6 protein-coding genes are annotated in these 7,121 nt (G+C 73.2%); 1 reads left to right on the forward strand and 5 read right to left on the reverse strand.

Annotation, left to right across the window (positions count from 1 at the left end; genetic code table 11):
- Positions 1–99 precede the first annotated feature (99 nt).
- From AC07A6_RS21440 to AC07A6_RS21460, 5 genes are all read right to left on the reverse strand, one after another.
- Positions 100–3,345: a TIM-barrel domain-containing protein gene (locus AC07A6_RS21440; RefSeq protein ID WP_478778136.1), complete on the reverse strand. Its 3,246-nt coding sequence runs from the start codon at positions 3,343–3,345 to the stop codon at positions 100–102.
- A gap of 194 nt (positions 3,346–3,539) precedes the next feature.
- Complete coding sequence (locus AC07A6_RS21445; protein WP_362462287.1) at positions 3,540–4,316, reverse strand: class I SAM-dependent DNA methyltransferase; 777 nt, start codon at positions 4,314–4,316, stop codon at positions 3,540–3,542.
- A 66-nt stretch (positions 4,317–4,382) separates the two neighbouring features.
- Positions 4,383–5,336, reverse strand: coding sequence for a transporter (locus AC07A6_RS21450; protein ID WP_478778137.1), 954 nt, complete (start codon positions 5,334–5,336; stop codon positions 4,383–4,385).
- On the reverse strand, positions 5,333–6,244 hold the full coding sequence (locus AC07A6_RS21455) for an ABC transporter ATP-binding protein (protein WP_478778138.1): 912 nt from the start codon (positions 6,242–6,244) through the stop codon (positions 5,333–5,335). The genes AC07A6_RS21450 and AC07A6_RS21455 overlap by 4 nt, the downstream gene beginning before the upstream one ends.
- Positions 6,241–6,663, reverse strand: coding sequence for a GntR family transcriptional regulator (locus AC07A6_RS21460; protein WP_362462279.1), 423 nt, complete (start codon positions 6,661–6,663; stop codon positions 6,241–6,243). Before AC07A6_RS21460 ends, AC07A6_RS21455 begins: the two co-directional genes overlap by 4 nt.
- A gap of 215 nt (positions 6,664–6,878) precedes the next feature.
- Between AC07A6_RS21460 and AC07A6_RS21465 the strand changes: the two genes are divergently transcribed.
- A partial coding sequence (locus tag AC07A6_RS21465; RefSeq protein WP_478778139.1) for a hypothetical protein occupies positions 6,879–7,121 on the forward strand: 243 nt, incomplete at its 3' end.

The raw sequence follows: 7,121 nt of genomic DNA on the forward strand, positions 1-7,121 counted from the left end.
TGGGTCTGGTTTGTTGTGATGGGAGTTCGGCTTTTTGCTCTTCCGCTCGAGGCCGCAGGCGGTTCCGTCTCGGTGGGGGGCCCCGGCCCCCCCCCGCGGTCAGGGGGTGAAGGTCCAGCGCTGGGCGGCGGCTCCGGTACAGGCGGCCCGGGTGAGTCCGGTGCCGTTGGCGGTGCCGGAGCCCGCCGGGGTGAGGCACTGGCCGGCACTGCGCAGGCTGCCGTCCGGGCCGGGCTGCCAGGTCTGGGCGGGGCCGGCGGCGCAGGCCCGTACCGCGACCTTCGCCGGGTCGGCGGCGTCGAGGCAGACCCCGCCCAGGCCGGTGATGCGGCCGTCGTCCTGGAGGGTCCAGCGCTGGTTCGGGCCTCCGTGGCAGGTGTAGAGGGTGGGTGCGGTGCCCGGGGTGGTGTCGCTGTGCGGCAGGTCCAGGCAGCGCGCGGAGGCCGCGTTGACGAGGGTGGCGTCCGCCGGGAGGGGTGCCGGGCGGCCGGTGAGGGTGAGTTCGGCGGCGCTGGTCCAGGGGCCGCGGCCGCCCGCCTCGGTCAGGGCCCGCAGCCTGAGGTAGCGGCCGGTCCGGGGTGCGAGGGTGACGGACTTGGCCGCCGCGGTGTCCGCGAAGGTGCCGGTGGCTGCGGGGGTGCCCCAGTCGGCGGTGGTGTCGGACACGTAGACCTCGTAGCCGCCGATCCGGCCGTTGACCCCGCCGTCCTGGCGCGGCAGGTAGCCGAGGCCGTCGACGCTGTAGCGGGCGCCGAGGTCGATCCGGATCTCGTGCGGCAGGGCGGCCGCCTTCCCGGAGGACCAGGCGGTGTGCCACAAGGTGGCGGGATTGCCGTCGAAGGCGTTGACCGCGGCCCCGTTCTCGGCGGCGGTCTCCTGGCTGTCGGCGGAGACCAGGGTCCACGCCGACTGGGAGATGGGCGTGGAGGTGACCGGGATCGCCTCGGCGGCCGGGACGGAGGTCCCGGTGGCGGTCACGCTGAACGCGCCCGTCTTCGTACCGGTCTTGACCCACAGGACGCCCGCGCGGTCGGCGGGGTCGAAGAACCAGCCGGTGGCGGCCTCGTCGTAGGCGGCCTTGTCGGCGAGGCGGGGCAGCGCGGCGCCGTCCGCCGTGAGGGTGGCGGGCGCGGAGGCCACGTGGAGGGTGAACTCGTAGCCCCGCGAGGCCCGCTGGCCGGCGTAGCTGCCGGTGGGGGCGCCGACGGAGACGGTCACCGTGCCGGCGCCGGCCGTCGGGGCGCTGACGTCGACGCGCTGGCGGGCGAAGGCACCGGAGGCGTGGGCACGGGTGCGGCCGTCGTCCTCGTACAGGCTGAAGGAGGAGGCGCCGCGCGGGTGGATGTCGTAGGTGAGGGTGTCGACGGGCTTCTCGCCCGAGTAGTTCATCTGCGGCCACATCGGCACGATCGCCCCGCCCTTGACGAACAGCGGCAGGGTGTCCAGGGGTGCCCGGTAGCCGTTCAGCCAGCCGGGGCCCGCGTACGTCTTCCCGGTCCAGTAGTCCGTCCAGGTCCCGGCGGGCAGGTAGATGCCGTCGCGGACGGAGGTGTCGGAGACGACCGGCGCGACGAGGAAGGAGTCCCCGGCCATGAACTGGCCGCTGGTGAGGTTCCCGCGGGCGACGGGGTCGTCGGGGTACTCCAGGACCATGGCGCGGGTGCTGGGGACTCCGGTCTCGTGGGCGGTGCGGCTCATCGTGTACAGGTAGGGCATCAGCCGCATCTTCAGCTGGAGGTACTTGCGGTTGATCGACAGGTAGGGCTCGGCGAAGCGCCAGGGCTGCTTGTCCTGGTAGCCGGCCGACGGGTTGACGGCGCCCCACCCGGACATCGTCATGAAGGCGGGGGTGAAGGCCTTCCACTGGAGGTCGCGGGCGTACGTCTTGGGGCTGCCGCCGAAGATGCCGTCGATGTCGCCGGAGGCGTAGTTGAGGCCGGACAGGCCCGCGCCGGCGATGGCGGGGACGTGCCAGCGCATGTCGTCCCAGGTGCCGTGGGTGTCGCCGGTCCAGACGACGGCGTTGCGCTGGGTACCCGCCCAGCCGTCGACGGTCCACACGTACCGGCGGGCGTCGGAGTTCTTCTCGATGCCGTCCACGGCCTGCTGGACGCCCTGGAAGGCGGTCTTGTAGCCGCCGCCGATCCATGCCACGTCGGTCTTGACGCCCCGGCTGCCCACGGTGCCCACCTCGTCGGCGATGGAGCCGAGTCCGGTGGAGGTCCACAGGCCGGTCTGGAAGCCCTTGGCCTTCAGGGCGTCGACGGTGGACTTCAGGGGTGCGGTGTAGCCGCAGCCGTAGCCGTCGTTGGGCAGGAACCAGCCCGAGGGCATGTCGGCGGCACGGGCGTCGGCGGCGTATCCGACCACGTCGGGGGTGGTCTGGTGGCGCGGCCTGCCGTGGTCGCCCTGGTAGTCGGGGTTGGAGGCGTTGAAGCAGTCGGCGTTGCCGAGTTCGAAGCCCCACAGCGGCGCCATGAAGGGTTTGCCGCTGACGTCCGTGTAGGCGTCGAGCACGGACTTGAGGGAGTCCCCGGTGAAGTACCAGGCGTCGAAGCGGGTCTCGTCGTGGGTGAGGGCGGTGGGCGCGTCGAAGGAGTACGAGCCCGGGGCCCAGGTGTTGCGCATGACGCCGTAGTCGTTGGTGGACATGTAGAAGGGGGCGGGGCTGGCGTTGTCGTTCTCCCGCCACCTGTTGTCCACGGCCACGGGCACCGTCTTGCCGCGCAGCGCCCACTCGCCCAGGCGCAGGCCGGTGCCGTAGAACTGCTCGTCGGCGCCGCGCGCCAGGTACTGGGTGGTCTTGCCGCCGCCCCAGCTGGTGGGCTGGGTCTCCTGCCATACGGGTGTGGTGTCGTCGGCGCGGTAGACGGAGAACCGCAGGGGCGACTTGTTGACCCGGATGGACAGGGCCCCGGTGGTGATCCGGAAGTGGGTGCCGGCGTCGGTCCAGCTCGCGTTCACGGGGCCGAAGTCGGTGGTGGGGGCGAGGTCGGAGCCGGCCGGGTCGTTGGTGAAGGCCCCGTCGGGGGAGAGCCAGAGGCGGAAGATGTCGGCGCGGGCGACGACCACGCGGGCCTTGGCCCCGCTGGAGGTGCTCACGGTGAAGGTGCCGCCCGACTGGGTCAGGCCGGTGGCGTTCCCCGCCGTGGCGGCGGGGGCGGCCGGGGCCGCGGCCGCCGCGCGGGCGGTGGCGGGTCCCGCCGCGGCGAGGCCCGCGGCCGCGAGGGCGGCGGCGAGCAGGGCCGCGAGGCGCGCCCGGTGGCGGCCGGGGCGGGCCCGGCGGCGGTGCTCGGGTGGGGGTTCGTGCCGGTCGCGCCTCAGGGACAGTCTCGTGGGACTCATCGGGCAGCTCCTCGTGCGGTCCGGATCGCGGACACACCGCCTTGGCATGCACCCGGCAAGATAGCGGACTCTGGCGGCCCATTTGAAGGAACCTGCTCGAAGTAGTCCGGTACCAAGCAGATTTGAGCACGAAGAGGCCCGGGCGGGAAGCCGTCACCCCCGCTTCGCCACCCGGGCCGGACCCGCCGCCGCCGTCAGCCGGCGGTGACGCGGATCTTGGACTGGCCGTGGCCGAGCTCCTCCCAGTCGTCCATGAAGCGCGCCTTCAGCCCGTGCCGGGCCGCGAGGTCCACGAGGGTCTGGGTGCGGTAGTAGAAGTCCTCGCGCAGCACCTGGTGTTCGGTGCCCTCGGTGCGGTCGAAGGTGAAGTCGAACCAGCCGCCGGGCGCGAGGACGCGCTCCACGTGCGCGAGGCACTCATCGATGATCCCGATCGGCGAGTGGGAGAACACGCTGTGCGCGTGCACCACGTCGAAGTGCCGGTCGGGCAGGAAGTCCAGGGTCAGGTCCTGGGTGATGGTCAGGTGCGGGAGCTTGTCCTGGAGCCCCCGCCCGGTCAGCGTCCCCTTGGCGGCCATCAGGATGTCGGGCGAGATGTCGATGCCGTAGTAGTGGCCGGTGTCCAGGTGCTCGATGAAGCGCCAGCCCGCGCGCAGGTTGCCGCATCCGATGTCGAGCATGCGGTGGCGGGGGGTGAGGCCGTGCGCCACGAGGTAGTCGAACTGCATCTTGCCGAGGGCCAGCCAGCGCTCGTGGGTCTGGCTGCCGACGGCCGCCTCGGGGTTGCGGCCGGTGTCGGACGCCATGACGGCTCGGTAGTAGCCCACGTGGTCGGGGTGCTTGAGGCGCAGCCACCGGTCGCGCGCGGCACGGCGTACGTACGGGGCGATGCGGGTCGGGTTGCCCAGCGCGTAGCGGACCTTGTGGCCGAGGCCGGCGCGGTTGGCGGTGAGGTTCTTCTTGGTGGCCATGAGGGGTCCCCCAGGAGTACGGACGGAACGGGTGGGCGGGCGCGGACGTGGGCGCGGGCGCGACGGTCAGGCCGAGCGGCGGCGCAGGAGGAGGAGGGTCAGGCCCACGAGCACGGCCGCGGCCCCGAGGTAGAGGGCGGTGTCGATCCACTGGAAGGTCCAGAAGTCACCGCTGGGATAGACCTTGTGGTAGCGGCCGGTGAAGCCGTGCTCGGCCATGCACGCCCGCATCTCGTCGCCGGACGTCTGGCAGAACTTCATGATCGGGTACTCGCGGCCGTCGGGCGTGATGTAGCCGAACTCCCCGGTGGACCAGGCGCTGCCGACGAGCCGCTTCGGGGTATCGCCGGGGGTGATCCGGGTCTCGGGGGCGATCCACGAGGTGCGGAAGATCCTCACGAACACCATCGCGGTACCGATCGCGGCCAGCGCCACGCCCATGGCGGGCAGCGTCCGGCGCACCAGCAGGCCCGCGAGGGTGCCGGCGGCGAGGCCGAACAGGGCGCAGGCCACCGGGGCCGGGCCGGTCGCGTTGTAGACCGCGGCATCGTGCCAGTAGGGGCCGTCGAGGGTGTTGGCGATGGGCAGCCACCACCAGGCGACGAGGGCTCCGACGACGGCCGCCACGAGTACGGCGACCAGCGCCGCGAGCCCGAACCGGGCCGCGAACCAGCGGCGCGGGCCCACGCCCTGGGTGAGGGCCAGCTTGAACGTGCCCGTCTCCAGCTCCCGGCCGATGAGCGGGGCTCCCCAGAACACGCCGATCAGGGCCGGCACCGCGAGGCCGAGGGCGCCGAGCGCGCGGATGCCGGCGGAGTTCCCCTGCATGATCTCGAAGGTGGCGGGGCTCTCACAGCCCCCGTTCCAGCCGGGGCAGGGCACCCAGCCGGTGACCTCGATCAGCTCCGCCATCTCGGAGCGCCGGTACGCCACGTACGCCGCGCAGAGCGCCAGCAGGGCGAGCGCGGACAGGATCATCAGGCGCTGCTGGCGCCAGGCCAGCCACAGGACGCCCTTCATGCGGCGGCCTCCTTCTCGGCGGCGGGGCGGGGGGCGCGCAGGTGGGCGAGCAACAGGGTTTCCAGGGAGGGGGTCTCGGTGATCCAGCGGCCGTCGTCGGCCGGCGGGGGCGTACGGACGAGCGCGGTGACCTGGCGGCCGCCGACGGCGGAGTGCACGACGACGCCGCGGTCGATGGAGCGGGGCAGTCCGTCGGCCTCCGCCGGATCGGCCCGGCCGGTGATCCAGGTGTGCGCCTCGCGGAGCTCCTGGACGTCCCCGCAGAGCCGGGCGGCACCGTCCTTGAGGAGCACCACGTGGTCGCAGACGTCCTCCAGTTCGGCCAGGACGTGCGAGGACATCACGATGCCGGTGCCGTGCTCGGCGGCCTCGGTCATCAGCAGGGCCATCACGTCGTGCCGGGCGACCGGGTCGAGGTCGGCCAGCGGCTCGTCGAGGAGCAGCAGTTCGGCGCGCTTGCCGAGTACGAGGGCCAGCGCGACCCGGGTCCGGTTGCCGCCGGACAGCGACCCGATGCGGGCCCCGCGGCGGATGCCCGAGCCGGTGAGCAGCTGCTCGGCGGCGTCCTGGTCCCAGCGGCCGCGGTTGAGCGCGCGGCCCAGGCGCAGGGTCTCGGCGACGGTGAAGCCCGCGTGCAGCGGCTTCTCCTGTGCGAGGAAGGCGGTGCGGCGGCGGGCCCCGGGGGTGCCGGGGGCCTCGCCGAAGACGCGTATCTCCCCGCTGGTCGGGCGCAGCAGGCCGGCGGCGAGCTGGAGCAGGGTGCTCTTGCCGGCGCCGTTGGGGCCGACGAGGGCCGTGACGCGGCCCGCGGGCAGTTCGACGTCGCAGGCGTGCAGGGCCCGGTGGCCGCCGAACTCCCGCCCGAGCCCGGTGGCCCGTAGTGCCGGCGCGTGGGTCGGATCGCTCACGCCGTTTCCTCTCTCGACTGTCCGGGCCGCCCGGGCCCGGAGGGGTTGAAGCTTTCGTCCACGGCGGCCGCGATGAGCGCCGTGATGTCCTCGCGGTCCAGGCCCTCCTCGCGGGCCCGGGCCATCCAGGCGGCCAGGGCCAGGCGCAGCGGCGAATCGGGCGCCGCGCCGGGGTGCGAGAGGGAGCGGCGGACGAACGTCCCCGCGCCGGGGCGCGGTTCGACGAGCCCTTCGCGTTCGAGCTCGCGGTACGCCTTGAGGACGGTGTTGGGGTTGATGGCGGTGGCCGCCACCACCTCCCGGGCCGTCGGCAGCCGGTCCCCCGGCTCCAGCACGCCCAGCCGCAGGGCCTGTTTGACCTGCGTGACGAGCTGCAGATAGGTGGCGACGCCGCTGCGCCGGTCTACTCGGAACTCCATCCCTCCACCTCATTCCACTAACACGTTAGTGGAATAGTGCAGACTGAGTGAGGGCCCGTCAAACCGGCGGAGTATGACCGAACCGTCACAGCCCGCCACGGCGGGAACGCGGAGGCCGGGGCGGGCATCTAGGTGATCGGCGGGCCGGGGACGGCCGCGCGGACGTGATGGCGAGAACCGGCGCAGCCGGATGTGAACAGCAAAGTGGGGCGTGGATGAAGGCGGAAGCGGTGGCGAACGGTGCGCGGTCCGGGCGGAACCCGGAGGAGGGCGAACGGGGCCCCGACGGCACCGGTGCCCTGGCCGGGCGTGAACCGGAGAACACCGATGCCCTGGCCGGGCGCGAAGCGCAGGACACCGCCCCGGAGCCGGAGACCGACACCCCCACCGATGCCCCGGCCGGGCGCGAACCGGAGAGCACCCACCCGGAGTCGGAAACCGACATCCCCACCCGCACC

This window comes from Streptomyces sp. NPDC044002, assembly GCF_056434525.1.

What these genes read in the sequence shown, in the direction of transcription:
- AC07A6_RS21440 (WP_478778136.1), bottom strand. Translation starts at nt 3,345, where the DNA reads ATGAGTCCCACGAGACTGTCCCTGAGGCGCGACCGGCACGAACCCCCA.
- AC07A6_RS21445 (WP_362462287.1), bottom strand. Translation starts at nt 4,316, where the DNA reads ATGGCCACCAAGAAGAACCTCACCGCCAACCGCGCCGGCCTCGGCCAC.
- AC07A6_RS21450 (WP_478778137.1), bottom strand. Translation starts at nt 5,336, where the DNA reads ATGAAGGGCGTCCTGTGGCTGGCCTGGCGCCAGCAGCGCCTGATGATC.
- AC07A6_RS21460 (WP_362462279.1), bottom strand. Translation starts at nt 6,663, where the DNA reads ATGGAGTTCCGAGTAGACCGGCGCAGCGGCGTCGCCACCTATCTGCAG.